The following is a 17,523-nucleotide window of genomic DNA, read 5'->3' as shown; positions in this document are numbered from 1 at the left end:
TAGGTGCCCTTCAACAACGTATTCGATATAGCTGGCGCCCCATTTTTGGTATGAAATAAAAGCGTGTAGTATGTTTTGGTCACTGATTGGACTAGAATGTAGAAAAAAAGTACACTTCGTATAGGTAGCTGTGTGATAGCGGAGAAATGTTTGGCAGGAATTTGAGTTTGCAGGAGCAGAGAAACTCCTGCATTTCGCGGAAGACACATTAGGGGAAGATATGCACTTGTTTGAGCGAAGCGAGTTTGCATATCTTCCCCTGTTTTTTGTGGATTCCCGAAATGGTTTGGAGTTTCCTGCTCCGAAACCCCGAGAATTCCGCCAAATATTTCGGAGCTATCGAAACTACTATTACTATTCAAGATATTAAGTCAAGATATTAAGCTATCAAACCCTTTACCTTTGAACCCTTAGAGTTCTCAGCGACTTATTTCTTAGATTTATCTCTTACAGCTCGCAGTTACCTACGGTACGCGGGAACGGGATCACGTCTCTGATGTTGCCCATTCCGGTCAGGTACATAACGCATCTCTCGAATCCCAGTCCGAAACCGGAGTGACGGGTGGAACCGAACTTGCGCAGATCCAGATAGAACTGGTAGTCTTCCTGCTTGAGTCCGAGCTCGTTCATGCGGGCAAGCAGTTTCTCGTAATCGTCCTCACGCTGGCTTCCTCCGATGATCTCACCGATACCCGGTACGAGGCAGTCCATAGCGGCAACGGTCTTGTTGTCCGGATTCATCTTCATGTAGAAGGCCTTGATCTCCTTCGGATAGTCGGTTACGAATACCGGGCGCTTGTAGATCTCCTCGGTCAGGTAACGCTCATGCTCGGTCTGAAGATCGCATCCCCAGGATACCTTGTAATCAAACTTATCATTGTGTTTCTCAAGAATCTCAATAGCCTCGGTGTAGGTCACATGACCGAACTCAGAGTTCAGCACACCATTTAAGCGCTCTAAGAGTCCCTTGTCAACGAACTGGTTGAAGAAGTTCATCTCCTCCGGTGCGTTCTCGAGAACGTAGCGGATCACATACTTGAGCATGCTCTCAGCGAGGTTCATATCGTCCTGAAGATCAGCGAATGCGATCTCCGGCTCGATCATCCAGAACTCAGCCGCATGACGGGTCGTGTTGGAATTCTCTGCGCGGAAGGTCGGTCCGAAGGTGTAAACGTTGCGGAATGCCATTGCATAGGTCTCAACATTCAGCTGTCCGCTTACGGTCAGGTTTGTTGGCTTTCCGAAGAAATCCTTGGAGAAGTCGACAGAGCCGTCCTCGTTCTTCGGAATGTCGTTCAAATCCATGGTTGTTACCTGGAACATCTCACCTGCGCCCTCGCAGTCACTTCCGGTAATCAGCGGAGTGTGAACGTAAACGAAACCGCGCTCCTGGAAGAACTGGTGAATTGCGTAAGCGATCAGGGAGCGAACGCGGAATACAGCCTGGAAGGTGTTGGTGCGTGCTCTTAAATGCGGGATTGTGCGAAGATACTCTAAGGTGTGACGCTTTTTCTGAAGCGGATACTCCGGAGCAGATGCGCCCTCGACGAGAATCTCAGTTGCCTGAATCTCAAACGGCTGTTTTGCCTGCGGGGTAGCGACAAGCGTACCCTTTACGATGATTGCAGCGCCAACGTTGAGCTTGCTGATCTCGCTGAAGTTTGCCATCGTATCGTGGTAAACAACCTGAAGAGTCTCAAAATAGCTTCCGTCGCTGACAACAATAAATCCAAATGCTTTGGAATCACGGACACTGCGCACCCATCCACCGATGGTGATCTCCTTGTCCATGTAGGTTTCTCTGTTTCGGTAAAGTTCCCGAACCGTAACTAAATCCATGATAAATCTTTCGCTAAAAAATAAAACTTTTTAGCTTTTCCTTTCTTAAAAAATTTTTCAGCCTATCTAAGAGTATACTTTATTTTTTTCTGTGATTCAAGGGAAAAGCCATGTTTTTGTGGGTGGAATTCCGAAAAATGAAAATATTCAGAGGCAGAATAAGCACCTAAAAAATGAAATTAGAAGAACTTAGGTCTTGTGGTTAATATAAGAAAAAACACTATATATAGACAAAAAAGTTTTGAACCCGAAAAATGTCGGAAAATGCACAAAAAACTCACAAATTAATTTCAATATTTGTTCACTATTTGAGAGATGTGTGGTATAATAAAAATCACCAAGAAAATACACAGCGAGGTGATAGCGTGATTAAGAAAGAGATGATCGCCATGCTTTTGGCGGGAGGACAGGGAAGCCGTCTTGGCGTGCTGACACAGAAGGTAGCAAAGCCAGCGGTTTCATTTGGAGGTAAATATCGGATCATTGATTTCCCACTCAGCAACTGTATCAACTCCGGAGTTGACACGGTTGGAGTTTTGACGCAGTATCAGCCATTGAGGCTGAATGCACATATCGGAATTGGTATTCCGTGGGATCTGGACCGCAATGTAGGCGGTGTAACCATTTTGCCACCGTATGAGCGCAGTAAAGGAAGCGACTGGTATACCGGAACTGCAAATGCAATTTTCCAGAATCTGGAGTATATGGAAGCCTACAATCCGGACTATGTTCTGATTCTTTCCGGTGACCATATCTACAAGATGGATTACGAGGTAATGCTGGAGTATCACAAGGCAAACAATGCGGATGTGACGATTGCAGCGATGCCGGTTCCGATTGAGGAAGCAAGCCGTTTCGGTATTGTTATTACTGACGACAACAACAGGATTACAGAGTTCGAGGAGAAACCTGCAAATCCGAGAAGCAATCTTGCAAGTATGGGTATTTACATATTCAGCTGGCCGGCATTGAAGGAGGCTCTGCTCAGCCTGGCTGATGTACCTGGCTGTGATTTTGGAAAACATGTGATTCCTTACTGCTTCGATAAGGGTGAGAGAATCTTCGCTTATGAGTACAACGGATACTGGAAGGATGTCGGTACTCTCGGTTCTTACTGGGAGGCAAATATGGAGCTGATCGACATCATTCCGGAGTTCAACCTGTATGAGGAGTACTGGAAGATCTACACGAAGAGTGATATCATTCCTCCTCAGTATGTAGCACCGGATGCAATCATTGAGAGAAGCATCATCGGAGAGGGAACAGAGATTCACGGCTCTGTTTATAATTCCGTAATCGGTGCAGGTGTCACGATTGAGCCGGGCGCAGTCGTTCGGGATTCCATCGTGATGCGAGACAGTGTGGTGAAAGCCGGAGCTAATGTCAACAAGGCGATCCTCGCAGAGGACACCGAGATTGGTGAGGGCGCAGAACTGGGTGTCGGCGAGTATGCACCGAGCAAGTATGATCCGAAGGTTTACCAGTTTGATCTCGTGACCGTCGGGGAACACAGTGTGATCCCGGATCATGTGAAGGTTGGTAAGAATACCGCCATATCCGGAAAGACGGAGAAAGAAGATTATCCGGATGGACAGCTGGCAAGCGGAGACTACATTATAAAGGCAGGTGGCGTACGATGAGAGCGATTGGTATTGTATTAGCAGGCGGAAACAGCAAGAGAATGAGAGAACTGTCCAACAAACGGGCGATCTCCGCAATGCCGGTTGCAGGAAGCTACCGAAGCATCGATTTTGCGCTCAGCAACATGAGCAATTCCCATATTCAGAGTGTGGCAGTGTTCACGCAGTACAACTCCCGCTCCCTCAATGAGCATTTGAGCTCCTCAAAGTGGTGGGATTTCGGAAGAAAGCAGGGAGGTCTCTTTGTCTTCACTCCGACGATCACAGCAGAGAACAGCGACTGGTACCGTGGCACCGCAGATGCCCTGTATCAGAACCTCTCTTTCTTAAAGAACAGTCATGAGCCGTATGTAGTCATCGCTTCCGGTGACTGTGTGTACAAGCTCGACTACGGCAAGGTTCTCGAGTATCATATCGAGAAAAAGGCAGATATCACCGTTGTCTGCAAGGACATGCCGGAGGATATGGATGTGACCCGTTATGGTCTCGTAAAGACGAATGATGACGGTCGTATCACCGAGTTCGAGGAGAAGCCGATGGTTGCAACCTCCAACACCGTTTCCTGTGGTATTTATGTCATCCGTCGTCGTCAGCTGATTGAGCTGATTGAGCGTTGTGCAGCTGAGGACAGAGTGGACTTCGTAAGAGACATTCTGGTTCGCTACAAGAACCTCAAGCGTATCTACGCATACAGACTGGACAGCTACTGGAGCAACATTGCTTCCGTGGATTCTTATTATCAGACAAACATGGATTTCCTGAAGCCGGATGTACGTCGTTACTTCTTCCGCGAGTATCCGGACATTTACTCCAAGGTGGATGATCTTCCGCCGGCAAAGTATAATCCGGGAGCATCCGTGAAGAACAGTCTGATTTCAAGTGGATGTATCATCAACGGAACCGTAGAGAATTCGGTTCTGTTCAAGAAAGCCTATGTTGGCAACAACTGTGTGATCCGCAATTCCATCATTCTGAATGATGTCTATATCGGAGACAACACCGTTATTGAAAACTGCATCGTCGAAAGCCGGGATACAATCCGTGCGAATACGACTTACATCGGTACGCCGGATGATATCAAGATTGTAGTGGAAAAGAACGAGAGATATACATTGTAGGACAGGCTATGCAGCAGCCTGAATGCTGAAAAATACAAGAGAGCGTAGTGTGGGGGACACATATACGACATGGAAGGGGCTTTGCGATATGCAGATAACGGATGTTAGAGTGAGAAGAATCGAGAAAGAGGGAAAGATGAAGGCCATTGTCTCTATCACGCTGGACAATGAGTTCGTCATTCATGATATTAAAGTAATTGAAGGGGAGAAAGGTCTGTTTATAGCAATGCCTAGTCGCAAGGCAGCAGACGGAGAGTACCGGGATATTGCACATCCGATCAATTCGGAGACCCGTGATACGATTCAGAAAGCCATTTTAACAAAGTATGAGATGACTGCTTTGGAGAGTCAGGAAGACGAGACTTACGCATAAAAATTTATGCATAGGAATCGCGAAAAAAGAGTATGCATCTTGAAAGAAAAATAGATTGATATGTGACTGAGAGAAGATCTCCTGCATTGGCGGGGGATCTTCTCATTTTTATCTTGCGGAGGAAATTTGCCTGTGCTATAATGAGTCCCGTTTATCTAAAAAATGGAATTTTGGACTTGTATTAGGGAAAGGACTTTATTTATGGAAAAAACGCAGAAAAAAGACATGTCCCCTGTGCGGGATATGACGAGCGGAAACCCGTTAAGCCTGATTCTGGCATTTGCGGTGCCGATGCTGATGGGAACGCTGTTTCAGCAGTTTTACAGCATGGTCGATACGATCATTGTAGGTAAATTTCTCGGCGTTGATGCGCTTGCCTCAGTAGGATCGACTGGTGCGGTCAATTTCATGGTCAACGGTTTTGTGATCGGTGTGACGGCGGGATTTGCGATTCCGGTTGCCCAGCAGTTCGGTGCGCAGAATTACCGGAACATGAGAAAATATGTGGCAAACACGATCTGGCTGACAATTGGATTTTCCGTTGTGATGACGGCGGTGATCGGAGCACTGACGTGGAAGATTCTTGTCTGGATGCGGACCCCGGAAAACATCATTCAGGGTGCATACAACTATATTTTCATCATCTTCCTCGGAATTCCGGTGACTTACCTCTACAACCTGACGGCGAGCATCATCCGTGCACTCGGTGATTCGAAGACACCGGTCTATTTCCTGATTTTGTCGTCTCTCGTCAACATTGTGCTCGACTACATTTCGATTAACTTTTTTGGAATGGGAGTCGCAGGACCGGCGTGTGCGACCGTTGTCTCTCAGGGACTTTCCGGCATCCTCTGCGTACTTTATATGAAGAAGAAATTCACGATTCTTCACTTTCAGAAGGGCGAGATGGAGTTTGATGGACGGATGTGTCTGAATCTGTGCAACATGGGAATTCCGATGGGACTTCAGTACTCGATCACCGCGATCGGATCGGTTATCTTGCAGACCGCAGTCAACACGCTTGGTTCTGTCGCAGTTGCGTCCGTCACCGCGGGTCAGAAGGTCAGCATGTTCTTCTGCTGTGTGTTTGATGCACTCGGAGGAACGATGGCGACGTATGCGGGTCAGAACGTCGGTGCGGGGAAAATTGACCGAATCATCAGCGGTGTGAAGGCGGCGACGATTCTTGGAAGCATCTATGCGGTTGTCGCATTTGCGGTGCTGTTCTTCTTTGGCGGATATATCCCGCTGTTGTTCGTGGATGCGGATCAGACGCTCGTGATTCATCAGGCGCACCTCTTCCTGATCTTCAACTCGCTGTTCTATGTTGCACTTGTGTTCGTCAATGTGTGGCGGTTCTGTATTCAGGGTATGGGATATTCGGCATTTGCGATTCTTGCGGGTGTCTGCGAGATGTTTGCGCGTTCGATGATCGGATTTATCGGCATTCCGAAGTTTGGATATATCGCAGTCTGCTTTGCCTCCCCGCTTGCGTGGGTTTGCGCGGACTGCTTCCTGATTCCGGCGTTTTATCACTGTATTGGGCGGTTGAGAAGGATGCTGAATAAGGAAAAAAAGTAATATTTATAATATAGGGTAATTTGAAAAATGGAGAAGAAACCAGCGTCAGTTCTGGTTCCTTCTCCATTTTTTACTTTTGATTCTCCAGATACACAGGATCATGCGGATCAGGCAGTCGACTGCGATTGCAAGCCAGACCCCGACGACACCGAGTCCGAGTGGGTGGATTGCAAACCAGACGAGACCGATGCGCAGTCCCCACATGCCGATGATGCTCACGAGGAGAGCGAAGCGGACATCGCCGGAAGCGCGGAAGATTCCGCCGGCGATCACGGTGAAACTGAAAAAGATCTCCGTCGTGGCTGCGACAAAGAGGGTGCGCGTTCCGAGTGCAACGACGTCAGGGTCCGGGCTGAACAGGTGGATGATCGGACCGGAGAACAGGGCGACAGGAACGCAGGCGAGAACGATGACAATCGAGCCGATCCAGCTGATCCGGACGGCAAAGCGGTCTGCGAGGTCTGTTCGATGTGCGCCGAGCGCCTGCCCGACAAGTGCGGTTGCGGTGTAGGCAAAACCGTAGGCGGGCAGGTAGAGAATTCCCTCTGTCTGGTTCGTCAGATAATGGGCGGCGAGGGAGATTGTACCAAGTCCCGAGATCATCGCGGTCAGGGCGATCTGTCCGGAAGTCAGAGTCAGGCGCTCAAGGAGTACGGGCACGCTGATCTGCCAGAGCTGGGCGAGGGTCTGCCGTTCCACGCGAAAGTCTGCGTGAAGAAGATTGAGCTGAATCGGCGTCTTTCCAAATGTCAGAAAGGCGAGAAGGATCAGCAGGAGCAGACACTGGGAGAGTGCGGTCGAAGTTCCGGCGCCGGCGACGCCGAGACCTGCTCCCCAGATCGAAAACGAAGTTCTTCCAATCGTGATTGTCCGAGTCGGGTAGATCAGGAAAAAGTTTCCGATGATGTTGGCGACGTTTGCCGTCAGGTTGGCGGTCAGTGGAATCTGAGTGTTTCCGGCAGAACGGAAGACTGCGGAGATCGTCACGCACATCGCCTGTGCAGTCAGCCCAAAGCCGATGATCTGCATGTAGCGCTGAGCCTGAGGGACGACCTCGGGATCTGCGCCGAGCCAGATTGGGAGCGGGTGACAGATCAGTTCCACTGCCAAAGACAGGGTGATTCCGAGAACCGCAGAACAGAGGAGAGCCTGAGCTGTGATGCGCCGGGCGTGAACGGGATCTCCAGCGCCGACGGTGTGGGAGATCAGATAGGAGAATCCCACGCTGAGCGCAGTGATAAATCCGTTGATCAGCCAGATGCTCGAGATGTTGACGGCAACGGCCGCAGTCGCAGATGCGCCGATCGAGCCGACCATTGCGGTATCTGCGAGGGAAGCCATACAGATCAGAAATTGTTCGAGGATCGCGGGCCATGCGAGCATCAGAATCGTGCGCGTCAGATGGCGCTGGGCGGAGTCGGACAGAACGTCTGGAGTCTGTGATTCCTTTGACTGTGCTCTTGTTTGGGTGTTTGCGCTACTCATGATCCGGCACCGAAAAACCGTTCTGTTTTAAAACCCAGGAAGCGACGGCACGGTTTGTGTCGAGCCATGCGCCGTGAGATTTCATGTAGCCGATCAGCCGACTCAGCATCTGAACACGGCTTGCGCGTCCGACAAACTGAGGGTGGAGAACGAAGTTGATCATGCGTCCCTCGACGGCAAGGGTGTCAAACTCATCTTTCCAGATCTCGTACATCTCATCCGGGGACTTGAGTCCGTAGCGTTCCGGGGCGGCATCGGTGTAGAAATCATAGGCAGTGTCGTCGAAGATCGAATCTTTTGGAAGTTCGACGAGCGGAACGGTCTTTCCGTCGATCTGGTGGAGAAACGGACCGTCGCTGTCACGCCAGTTACTGCTGTAAATATAGCCGTGCTCAAGGAAGAGGCGCAGGCTGTAATCGTGGATGACTCCACCGGGCGCGCGATGACCGGCGATTTTCTGACCAGTCAGATCATAGATGATCTTTTCACTGCGGTGCATTGTTGCGTCTTCCTGCTCGTAGGTCGTTGCAGTGGATTCCTCATGGAGATAGCCGTGGAAACCGATGTCATGTCCGCGTCTTGCGATTTCTTTCACGACGAGCGGATATTTCTCTGCGATGACACCTGGGATGAAGAAGGTTGCCTTTACCTGATGGACGTCGAGCATGTCGAGAATGCGCGGAACTCCCTGTTTCGGACCGTATGCTCCGCGGGAAAGGTTTGTCATGTGTGCGGTGCTTCCGTCTCCGTGTGTTGTCCACATCGTTTCTGCATCGAGATCGAATGCCATCATGACGGCAATTCGTTTGTTATCCGGCCATTTGATTGTCTCTGCGTTCATCACTGAATTCCTCCGTTTTCTTCTGTCCGATTGTTTGAGTTTGTCAGCAGATTTTGAGTCTGGTTTCCGTTCTGATTCTGTTCCAGGACGTAGCGGGCAACTTCCTCACAGGTTGCAATCCATGCGCCGTGTGCCTTCATGTAGGAAATCAGCTCGCCGACCATTCCGATTCGACTTGCGCGACCGATCATCTGAGGGTGAAGTTTCAGGATGAAAATCTTGTTGCCCTCGAGTGCAAGTCCGTCAAATTCCTGTTTCCAGTTTCCAAATACCTCGCGGTTTGGATACATACAGCGGACAGCGGGATCACTGAACGTGAAATAATAATAGGTAAAGTCATCCATTGTGATGTCGTTTGGAAGCTCGACGAGAGGAAGCGTCTTGTCATCCTGCTCCCAGAGATAAGCCCAGTCACAGTCTTTCATTGAGGAGCTGTAAAGGTATCCGCGCTCGGCAAGAAGCTGTGGGGTAAACGGATGGATCACGCTCTCCGGTCCGCGGTGACCGACCGGTTTTCTTCCGGTGATCTCAGCAAGAATTGCCTCACTTCGGTCAAGAATCTCGCACATCTCCTCGCGGGAGAGGTTCGGATCGGACTCGTGCATATATCCGTGGCAGGCGATCTCATGACCACGGCGGTGAATCTCCTCGACGGTGTCGCGGTAAGTCTCAGCGACGATTCCCGGAACGAAGAATGTGGATTTGATGTTCATCGTGTCGAGCATGTCGAGGCATCGGCGAAGTCCCTCGTGCGGGCCATACTGTCCGCGGGAGAAGTCTGTGAATCCGATTTTCGTTCCCTTTGTCTTTGCGCGGGAGATGCGAAGAAATTCGGCATCGTAATCGAAGGTGACCATGACAGCAATCCGGGCGCCATTCGGCCAGGTGATTGCGGGACCACTGCTTTTTCCATCTGCAATGTAACTCATAAGTAACGATACTCCTTTCAGGTTTCCATTAGTTTTCATTAGTTTCCATTAGGTAGGTTTGCGTTTTTGCAAATTTGTCAGAAATAAAACAAATGTATAAATATAGAAAATAAAGACATATTACACTGCATCCATTAAACGAGGTCCGAATTTGTTCGGAATTGGGATGCATCTCGATTATAAGCATGGGTTTTTGCAATGTCAACTGCCAGCGCCTTTGCGTGAAAAAACAAAAAATGAGAAAAACAAATTATGAATGACATTTTCACTAGATTTTGTATGATTTTTGTTCGGATTTGCATACATGGACAGTTGAAACCTGTGAATGAAAGTGCTATAATTATGCGATATCTTGTATTTTGATACATATAGGTACAAATGAGGAGGAGAAAAACAATGAGAAAAAGTCTGATTTGGGCAGCAAGCGCAATGATGGCAATCGGTCTGCTGACCGGTTGTGGAAGCAGTAAGAGTGCGGAGACCACCGCAGAGGCTTCTGTCGCAGAGAGCAGTAGTGAGGAGAGCACTTCCGCAGAAGCTGAGAGCAGTTCTGAGGAAGCAGAGAGCAGTGAGGCAGAGGTATCTGCTGACAACCCATTCAACGGTAAGACCGTAAAAGTTGGATGTTCTGCAACTTTCGTACCGTTTGAGTCCATCGAGATGGCAGCAGACGGATCAAAGACCTATGTTGGTATGAACATCGACATCGTAAAGGATGTTGTTGAGAAGAATGGCGGAACCGTAGAGTTCGTTGATATGCCGTTTAAGAGCCTGATGGCAGCAATTCAGGCTGGACAGATTGATTTCTGCAGTGGCGGTATGGCTCCGACTGAGGAGAGAGAGAAGACTCTGGATTTCTCTGATATCTTCTTCTATCCGAGAAATGCAATCGTATATCGCGCAGAGGATGATTACCCGAACCTGGATTCCCTTCAGGGCAAGACCGTTGCTTATGCATTTGGAACCAACTACCAGCAGGTAGCTGAGAGCATTCCGGACGTTCAGGCAGTAGGTATTCAGGGAAGCCCGGCATGTATCGAGGAAGTAAAGAGCAAACGTGCAGATGCCTGCATCATTGATGGTGCTGGTGCAGCAGAGTTCTTAAAGAACAATGCAGAGCTGAAGATGAGCCTGCTTGACAAGACCGATGACTGCTTCGCAATCGGTTTCCCGAAGAATTCTCCGTACTATGAGACCTTCAACAACACGCTCAAAGAGATGATGGAGAATGGTGAGCTTGATGCCATCATTGCAGATCATCTGAGCGAGCAGTTCATTCTGGACTAATTTGATTTTTGATTAATGAATCCGGAAAGGTAGGAATATTTATATGAAGCTCGATTTTAGTAGCGTCTGGCAGTACTGGCCGTTTCTTTACCATGGCGCGCTGACAACCTTAAAGATAACGGCTATCTCGGCTGTGCTTGGATTCGTGCTTGGTGTTCTGCTGTCGTTGATTAAAATCAGCAAATGCAGACCATTAAACTGGTTTGGAACGTTTTATACTTCTATTTTCCGAGGAACTCCGCTTCTCGTTCAGCTGTGTATCGTCCATTTTGGACTTCCGCAGTTGACGGGAATGACACTGACGACGATGCAGTCCGGTGTTCTGACGTTCTCGCTGAATTCCGCAGCGTATATCTCTGAGATTTTCCGAGGCGGAATCAATGGTGTGGACAAGGGACAGTATGAGGCTGCAATGTCTCTCGGTGTCGGCTATCGCGATATGATGAAGGATATCATTCTTCCGCAGGCTGTCAAGCACATCCTGCCGAGTTTGGTGAATGAGGCGATTTCTCTGTTGAAGGAGTCCTCGATTCTTTCTTATATCGGAGCCGTGGAACTGCTTCGTGCAGCAGATCAGATCACGGTGCTCACATTCCGTTTCTTCGAGCCGTATCTGGTTATTGCAGTGATTTATTATATTCTGGTAATGATTTTATCGATGGTTGCAAGCCGTCTTGAGAGGTGGGTGAACAGAAGTGATCGAGTTTCGTGATGTACATAAGAGCTTCGGCTCTCTGGAAGTATTAAAGGGAATCAACTTAAAGATCGAGAAGGGACAGGTTGTAACCCTGATCGGACCGTCCGGTTCCGGAAAATCCACGATTCTGAGATGTATGAACCTTCTGGAGCGTCCGACAAGCGGTCAGGTGCTGATCGCAGGAAAGGACATTACCGCACCGAAGACGGATATTCAGGGAATCCGCAAGAACATCGGAATGGTGTTCCAGCATTTTAATCTGTTTCCGCACATGACCGTCATGGAAAATATGACGTATGCCCCGATCCGTGTAAATAAACTTCCGAAGGATCAGGCGGAGCAGAAGGCGATGGAATTGCTGAAACTCGTTGGACTGACGGAGAAGGCGCAGACTTATCCGGGAAAGCTCTCCGGTGGTCAGAAACAGAGAATTGCAATTGCGAGAGCGCTTGCGATGGAGCCGGAGATCATGTTGTTCGATGAGCCGACGAGTGCACTTGATCCGGAGATGGTAAAAGAGGTTCTTGAGGTTATCAAGGGACTTGCACATACCGGAATCACGATGGCGCTTGTCACGCATGAGATGGGATTTGCGAGAGAGGTATCTGACAGAGTTTGCTTCATCGATAATGGATTGATTGTCGAGGATGCCGATCCGGCAGAGTTCTTCTCACATCCGAAGAGCGAGAGAGCACAGAACTTCCTGGATATGGTGCTGTAATCAAGGCTATCTCTTGGGAGTTTTGATTTTGGTACTAATAGGAATCGAATTCTTTTATGAATTTTGAGGGCTTTGAGAATTTTGAAAATTGGGTGGGGCTCCTCAGGCGGGTAAAGTCCTGCAAACTCGTTCTCACTCCGGGTTCGACGTAGCGGTGCATAAGGTCGCAAAGGACGCGACCTAAACACCGACGTCTCACACGGGTTTGCAGGATCTTTCCCGCCCTCAGAGCCCTGCTAGTTATTCTCAAGATTCTAAAGAATCTTATTTCAACTATTAACATAACGCATAAAAACAGAAATGTGGAAAAGAAGTCTTGCGAGGCTTCTTTTTTTGCACTATAAAAGAAAAAATTTTGCAAAAGTTATGAGAAAAAATTAAAGATGAGAGAGAGTTAGGCGGGACTTTACAACCCACCTCACAACTGCTAAAATGGTGCAAGACTCTACTTATAAATGACTTTAAACTGTATGATAGAAGCGAATACAGAGCGCCTTAAATGTTTGTAATTAGGAAAGGAAAGAACAATGTATATAATTGCAGGACTTGGAAACCCGACACGGGAATATGATAAGACAAGACACAATGCAGGCTTTTCCGTGATCGATGTGCTGGCAGATCGCCACAACATTGATGTGAGTGAGAAGAAGCATAAAGCACTTTGCGGAAAGGGAATGATAGAGGGCGAGAAGGTCATTCTTGTAAAGCCTCAGACCTACATGAATCTTAGCGGAGAGAGTATCCGTGAGGTTATGGACTACTATAAACTTGATCCGTCTGAGGAGCTAATTGTGATTTACGATGACATCAGCCTTGATCCGGGACAGCTCAGAATCCGTCTGAAGGGAAGCGCAGGCGGTCACAATGGAATCAAAAATATCATTGCCCAGCTTGGAAATCAGGAATTCCCGAGAATCAAGGTTGGAGTTGGTGCAAAACCACCGAAGATGGATCTTGCAGACTATGTGCTGGGACATTTTTCGGCTGAAGATCAGACTGTGATGAATGAGGCATTTAAAGAGGCATCAGATGCGGTAGAAATGATGTTGCGAGATGGTGCTGATCGTGCAATGAATCATTACAATGCAAAGAAAAAGGCAGAGTAAAAGTATTAAAAAGGATTTTTCAAATTGAATGTAGAATTATCCAGTATGATGTGGAAGCGACAGAGGCGAGAAGGTCTAAGCAAACCCGTGTGAGACGTTGGTGCTTAGACTGCGTAGTTTGCAGTCTTATGCACCATTACGTCGAACCCGGAGTGAGAACGAGTTTGCGTGACTTATCTCGCCGGCGGAGCATTACGAAAGAAAAAGTAAGTATGAAAAAACGCTATTATAATGAATAATAACGTGTAAAAAATATCGATGTAAGTAATTTTGAAGATGGATTAAAAAATTATTTTAATGTGATATGTGGAGGTGAAGAGAAGATGAGTCAGGTATTTGCAAGTCCGCTGTCGGAACTGGCGGAGTTCGAGGAACTGAATCGTGAGATCCAGCGGAGAAAAGGTCCCGTTCAGGTCAGCGGATGCATGGATTCCCAGAAGGTACATCTGATGCAGGAGACGGCATCTGAGATACCGTGGAAGCTTGTGGTGACGTATGAGGATGCAAGAGCAAAAGAAATCTACGACGATTTCTGCTGTTTCCGAAATGATGTGTGGCTGTATCCCGCAAAGGATCTGCTGTTTTACAGTGCGGATATTCACGGAAATCTTCTGGCGCGCCAGCGAATCTCTGTGCTTCGTCATCTGATGGAAGATGCATCCGGCGTGATCGTGACGACGCTTGACGGTCTGATGGATCATCTTCTCTTGCTTTCGCAGATGAAAAAACACGTTTTGCATATTGAGAACGGTCAGGAACTCGATCTGGATTACTGGAAAGATCAGCTCGTGCGACTCGGCTATGAGCGCACTGCTCAGGTTGACGGCATGGGGCAGTTCTCGATTCGCGGAGGTATTCTCGACATTTTTCCGCTGACTGAGGAAGTTCCGATCCGAATTGAGCTGTGGGACACGGAGGTTGACTCGATCCGCTCGTTTGATTTGGAGAGTCAGCGTTCGATTGAACAGCTCGATGAAGTCGCAATTTATCCGGCGATGGAGACGATTCTGACCCCGTCTCAGCTCACAGATGGAGTGAAGAGAATTCGTGAAGAGGAGAAAATTTATGAGCAGAGCCTGAGAAGTCAGAGAAAGACCGAGGAGGCTGGGCGCATTCTGCGGATTGTGAATGAACTGACCGAGGGCATTGAGGAAGGTTGGAATCTTCAGGGACTCGATGCCTACCTCTCGTATTTCAGCGGGGAGACCGTGTCGTTTCTTGACTACTTTGATCCGGAGACGAGCATGATTTTTCTGGATGAGCCGGCGCGACTTCGCGAGAAGGGAACCGCGGTTGAGACGGAATTTCGCGAGAGCATGATGCACCGTCTTGAAAAAGGATATTTGCTTCCGGGACAGACTGCTCTTCTCTATCCGGTCAATGAGGTTCTCGCACATGCACAGCGCGCAAATACCGTTTATCTGACCGGACTGGAACAGAAACTTCCGGGGATGGAAGTGAAGAACCGATATGCGATCAGCGTGAAGAATGTTGCGTCCTATCAGAATAATTTTGAGATGCTGATCAAGGATCTTCAACGGTGGAAGCGCGAGAAATACCGCGTGATTCTGCTCTCGGGTTCGAGGACAAGGGCAAGCCGTCTTGCGGGCGATTTGAGAGAGTACGAGTTGAGCGCATTCTGCCCGGATGATGAGGAGCGAAAAGTTCAGCCCGGCGAGATTCTTGTGACTTATGGAAAGCTCCATCGTGGATTTGAGTATCCGCAGATTCGATTTGTCGTCATCACTGAGGGCGATATGTTTGGCGTGGAGCGTAAGAAAAAGAAGCGCCGGAAAACTGCATATGAGGGAAAGAAGATTCAGAGTTTTACCGAGCTTTCTGTCGGCGACTATGTTGTCCATGAAGATCATGGACTCGGTATTTACCGTGGAATCGAGAAGATTGAGAGAGACAAGGTCGTAAAAGATTATTTAAAGATCGAGTACGCGGATGGAGGAAATCTTTACCTGCCGGCAACGAGACTTGAGGGAATCCAGAAGTATGCGGGCGGGGATGCGAAGGCGCCGAAGTTAAATAAACTCGGCGGAGAGCAGTGGAATAAGACAAAAACTCGTGTGCGCACTGCCGTGAAGGAGATTGCAAAGGATTTAGTCAAGCTCTATGCAGCGCGACAGAATACAGATGGATTTGTCTACGGACCGGACACGGTGTGGCAGAGAGAATTTGAGGAACTTTTCCCGTATGAGGAAACCGACGATCAGCTCACGGCGATCGAGGACACGAAGCGCGATATGGAGAGCCATAAGATCATGGATCGTCTGATCTGTGGGGATGTCGGTTATGGCAAGACGGAGATTGCTCTGCGCGCAGCATTTAAGGCGATTCAGGAGGGCAAACAGGTCGTCTATCTCGTTCCGACGACAATCCTTGCGCAACAGCATTACAATACCTTTGTTCAGCGCATGAAAGAATTCCCTGTTCGCGTTGATCTGATGTCACGCTTCCGGACTCCGACGCAGATCAAGAACACGATTGAGGCACTCAAAAAGGGACAGGCGGATATCGTGATCGGCACACACCGCGTGCTCTCAAAAGATGTGAAGTTTAAAGATCTCGGTCTTTTGATCATCGATGAGGAACAGCGCTTTGGCGTTGCGCATAAGGAGAAAATCAAACAGCTCAAGGAAAATGTCGATGTTCTGACGATGACGGCGACGCCGATTCCGCGTACCCTGCACATGAGTCTTGTCGGAATCCGCGATATGAGCGTGCTCGAAGAACCGCCGGTTGACCGAGTTCCGATCCAGACCTATGTGATGGAGTACAACGAGGAGATGATCCGCGAGGCGGTGAACCGTGAGCTTGCGCGGGGCGGACAGGTCTACTATGTATACAATCGCGTCAAGGATATCGAGGAGGTTGCGGGAAAGATTCAAAAACTCGTTCCGTCCGCAAATGTGGTCTACGCGCACGGGCAGATGTCGGAGCACAAGCTCGAGAAGATCATGTTTGATTTTATCAACGGGGACACCGATGTGCTTGTGTCGACGACGATCATTGAGACGGGACTTGATATTCCGAATGCGAACACGATGATCATCCACGATGCCGACCAGATGGGACTCTCCCAGCTCTATCAGCTCCGCGGGCGTGTTGGACGCTCGAACCGCACATCGTATGCATTTCTGATGTATAAGAGAGATAAATTGCTCAAGGAGGAGGCGGAGAAGCGTCTTCAGGCAATCCGAGAATTCACGGAACTCGGAAGTGGAATCAAGATCGCAATGCGGGATCTCGAGATTCGAGGAGCGGGAAATGTGCTCGGCGCGGAACAGCACGGCCATATGGAGGCAGTCGGATACGATCTGTACTGCAAGCTCTTGAATCAGGCAGTCCTTGCGCTCAAGGGAGAGCGAAACGAGGAGGACGAGTTCGAGTCTGTTGTGGAGTGTGACATCGACGCTTATATTCCGGCTTCCTATATCAAGAATGAGTATCAGAAGCTCGACATTTATAAGCGAATTTCTGGGATTGAGAACGAAGAGGAATACATGGATATGCAGGATGAACTGCTTGACCGTTTCGGAGAGATCCCCAAACCGGTGGAAAATCTGCTTGTTGTCGCAATGCTCAAGGCGGAGGCGCATCGCGCCTACGTGACGGAAGTCAAAGTAAATCGTCAGGAAGTGCGCTTAAAGATGTTCAAGCAGGCAAAACTCGATCCGTCGGGAATTCCGGAGCTTGTTGCCTCTCAGAAAGGAAATCTCAAGTTTATGATGACAGAAGAGCCGTATTTCCTGTATACAGAGAGAAAGAAGCAGAAAGATTGTATGGCAATGCTTGAGAAGGCAAAAGAGCTTCTACTTGCAATCGGAAAACTTGCGGAAGATGCGAAAAATACAAACGATATAAAAGAATAAGATTCTGAGAATACGAATGAGAATA

Annotated in this window: 13 protein-coding genes; 9 read left to right on the top strand and 4 right to left on the bottom strand. The window is 48.6% G+C overall.

The features are described from left to right. Positions 1–447: 447 nt before the first annotated feature. Positions 448–1,839, bottom strand: coding sequence for an asparagine--tRNA ligase (gene asnS / locus ACR0QT_RS06545; protein WP_432630030.1), 1,392 nt, complete (start codon positions 1,837–1,839; stop codon positions 448–450). A gap of 365 nt (positions 1,840–2,204) precedes the next feature. On the opposite strand from asnS, the gene ACR0QT_RS06540 reads away from it, so the two are divergent. The 4 genes from ACR0QT_RS06540 to ACR0QT_RS06525 all read left to right on the top strand — a co-directional run bounded on the left by ACR0QT_RS06540 (position 2,205) and on the right by ACR0QT_RS06525 (position 6,551). Beyond that, positions 2,205–3,479, top strand: a complete 1,275-nt coding sequence (locus tag ACR0QT_RS06540) for a glucose-1-phosphate adenylyltransferase (RefSeq protein WP_432630029.1) — start codon at positions 2,205–2,207, stop codon at positions 3,477–3,479. Next, a complete protein-coding gene (glgD, locus tag ACR0QT_RS06535; RefSeq protein ID WP_432630028.1) occupies positions 3,476–4,597 on the top strand; it encodes a glucose-1-phosphate adenylyltransferase subunit GlgD in 1,122 nt (373 codons plus the stop codon). The genes ACR0QT_RS06540 and glgD overlap by 4 nt, the downstream gene beginning before the upstream one ends. Before the next feature lie 88 nt (positions 4,598–4,685). After that, positions 4,686–4,970, top strand: a complete 285-nt coding sequence (spoVG, locus tag ACR0QT_RS06530; protein ID WP_177978168.1) for a septation regulator SpoVG — start codon at positions 4,686–4,688, stop codon at positions 4,968–4,970. 201 nt (positions 4,971–5,171) lie between these two features. Next, a complete protein-coding gene (locus ACR0QT_RS06525) occupies positions 5,172–6,551 on the top strand; it encodes an MATE family efflux transporter (protein ID WP_432630027.1) in 1,380 nt (459 codons plus the stop codon). Between the two features lie 45 nt (positions 6,552–6,596). On the opposite strand, the gene ACR0QT_RS06520 is transcribed toward ACR0QT_RS06525, so the two are convergent. From ACR0QT_RS06520 to ACR0QT_RS06510, 3 genes are read right to left on the bottom strand one after another with little or no spacing between them, the layout of a single operon-like run. Beyond that, on the bottom strand, positions 6,597–8,036 hold the full coding sequence (locus ACR0QT_RS06520) for an MATE family efflux transporter (protein ID WP_432630026.1): 1,440 nt from the start codon (positions 8,034–8,036) through the stop codon (positions 6,597–6,599). Next, positions 8,029–8,877: a polysaccharide deacetylase family protein gene (locus tag ACR0QT_RS06515; protein ID WP_177978171.1), complete on the bottom strand. Its 849-nt coding sequence runs from the start codon at positions 8,875–8,877 to the stop codon at positions 8,029–8,031. The genes ACR0QT_RS06520 and ACR0QT_RS06515 overlap by 8 nt, the downstream gene beginning before the upstream one ends. Continuing rightward, positions 8,877–9,806, bottom strand: coding sequence for a polysaccharide deacetylase family protein (locus ACR0QT_RS06510; protein WP_432630025.1), 930 nt, complete (start codon positions 9,804–9,806; stop codon positions 8,877–8,879). Before ACR0QT_RS06510 ends, ACR0QT_RS06515 begins: the two co-directional genes overlap by 1 nt. 396 nt (positions 9,807–10,202) lie before the next feature. Between ACR0QT_RS06510 and ACR0QT_RS06505 the strand changes: the two genes are divergently transcribed. From ACR0QT_RS06505 to mfd, 5 genes are all read left to right on the top strand, one after another. Then, entirely contained in the window at positions 10,203–11,093 is an 891-nt protein-coding gene (locus tag ACR0QT_RS06505; protein ID WP_432630024.1) for a transporter substrate-binding domain-containing protein, read from the top strand. Positions 11,094–11,136: 43 nt separating this feature from the next. Continuing rightward, positions 11,137–11,805, top strand: coding sequence for an ABC transporter permease subunit (locus ACR0QT_RS06500; protein WP_177978174.1), 669 nt, complete (start codon positions 11,137–11,139; stop codon positions 11,803–11,805). After that, the gene (locus tag ACR0QT_RS06495; protein WP_432630023.1) at positions 11,789–12,511 is read left to right on the top strand and encodes an amino acid ABC transporter ATP-binding protein; all 723 of its coding nucleotides are present in this window, start codon (positions 11,789–11,791) and stop codon (positions 12,509–12,511) included. Before ACR0QT_RS06500 ends, ACR0QT_RS06495 begins: the two co-directional genes overlap by 17 nt. 527 nt (positions 12,512–13,038) lie before the next feature. Then, a complete protein-coding gene (gene pth, locus ACR0QT_RS06490) occupies positions 13,039–13,617 on the top strand; it encodes an aminoacyl-tRNA hydrolase (protein ID WP_432630022.1) in 579 nt (192 codons plus the stop codon). Between the two features lie 323 nt (positions 13,618–13,940). Beyond that, positions 13,941–17,498, top strand: coding sequence for a transcription-repair coupling factor (gene mfd / locus ACR0QT_RS06485; RefSeq protein ID WP_432630021.1), 3,558 nt, complete (start codon positions 13,941–13,943; stop codon positions 17,496–17,498). Positions 17,499–17,523: the final 25 nt, after the last annotated feature.

Source organism: Brotaphodocola sp. (genome assembly GCF_050873365.1).
Taxonomy (GTDB): domain Bacteria; phylum Bacillota; class Clostridia; order Lachnospirales; family Lachnospiraceae; genus Brotaphodocola.
This window is presented reverse-complemented; position numbering and strand designations above follow the sequence as displayed.